This is a genomic window from Pedobacter sp. 10L46_2, from assembly GCF_056395165.1.
The window spans coordinates 1-1,689 of sequence record NZ_JBFTIZ010000494.1 but is presented as its reverse complement, the minus strand read 5'-3'; the positions used below and the strand labels follow the sequence as shown (position 1 = coordinate 1,689).

Below are 1,689 nucleotides of genomic sequence, written 5' to 3'. Positions count from 1 at the left end.
CCCTGAGCATTTTGCTCTGGAAAGGCTTTATCGACAACAAGAATCCAATTCCTGTGACCCAGCATAGGCAGTTTCTGATTAAGTTGTTCTTTCCAGTTCTGATCCTTATTCGCAACATCTCCGTTTGTTTTGCTTGCAGGTTCCTGGCAACCAGACAAGATTACTGCTGTAGTAAACAATAAAACTGTAAGCAGTTTTTTAAACATATCATCTAATTTTTTCATGCTACTTATCTATCTATGAAAAGGTAATATTTAAACGCTCATTGGTTTTAACGCTGATCTTCTTATTGCTGGTAATCTGCAATTCGGCACCGTTCTGTTTAAATTGGACAGGAATATTTTGAGCGCCCAGCATTACGGAAACAGATTTTACAGTGCCTGAGCCTATTTTGTTAAAAGCCAGTTCCTGTAACTGCAACTCGCCATATTTCAGGTGTATGGTGTGTAATTGTTTAGCGCCTGTTTTTTTCTGTGTATAGCTGCCCCATCCATTAGCTGAAGTAAAGGGAGCTTTAAAATCCTCTGCTTTCCAGGCAGGCGCGAATTTGATATAACCTTTAGGGCCATGGTACTCAAAACCACATGCGTTAATAAAGGTCCCATAACTTGCCATAGCCCTTGCATAATGGTCGCTGCACTCTATCTCATTGAATGGGTTTCTTTTAGCTGCATGATACCTGTCGTGAATAAATCGTGTAAGAATCAGGCTCTCTTGTACCATACCTTCGGCCATCAGGTGTGCTGCAACCTGATGTTCAAATCCGCTCATACATTCGTGAAAGTACCCGAGTTGCCAGGTTACATTCTCTCCAAAAGGCTTAGGTTCGTTATGCGGATTGGTATTCATGACCATTCCACCCTCTCCTGGCAAGGCATATGGCCTGCCACCAACATGGGTTTTGATGTATGGGCCAACATCGGCAGTAAAGTTATATTTCCATAAGGCTTTTAGAGCAGCAATGGCTTTGTCTTTACTCAATACCCTTGGTAATCCTACCTGAAACGCCCAGCTTTGGCCGTATACCTGATCAATATGACAGGTATTATAGGAGCCCAGGTTTTTACGACCCTGAACCTTATCTGGCCGATGAATAAAGTATTCGCCATTAAACAGTTCTTGTTCCATATTCTTGCGACCGTTGGTTACATAGGTTTCACAAGTCTGTGCAAATGCAGTGTCGTTCATTTCCTCTGCCATGGCCTGGCCTGCTCTTGCCGCAGCAATACAAAGACCAACAATCCATGCAATTTCACCTTCCCATACTGCATCAAGGGTATTCTCCATTGGTGTATCCGTCATACCATCACCATTCTTATCCTGGTCTAACATGAACTGGGTTGCCTTTTTGATTTTTGGCCAGTTGGTTTGCAGAAAAGTATTGTTGGCACTCATTTGATGCTCACGGTAAAACCTGAGTACAGTGCCTGCTTGCCCGTCAATGGCCGGTCTGTTTTCGTTTTCTGCACGGAATATAATGGCGCCACTGTCTTCCTTAAACCCAACACCTAGATCTACACGGTGTCTCAGGTCGCGCTCCAGTTCAGGAAATATCCTGGCAACCGCTTGTGCATATTGCCATACGTGCGTACAGGTTCCGGCACAAGCACCAACGCCCTCCCAGCTCCAGAAGCGGCCGTCAGCAAAACGATAAGTATTTGCCGTTGCCAGTGTATCAATATTAATAAA

The 1,689-nt window shown here is 44.0% G+C and carries 2 protein-coding genes; both read right to left on the bottom strand.

Annotated elements, in window-relative coordinates; translation table 11 throughout:
• Positions 1 to 224, bottom strand: a 224-nt coding sequence (locus AC1DDX_RS27195) for a hypothetical protein (protein WP_477623005.1), incomplete at its 3' end; no start/stop codon positions are given.
• 13 nt (positions 225 to 237) lie between these two features.
• On the bottom strand, positions 238 to 1,689 hold a 1,452-nt coding region (locus AC1DDX_RS27190), incomplete at its 5' end, for a GH116 family glycosyl hydrolase (RefSeq protein ID WP_477623004.1).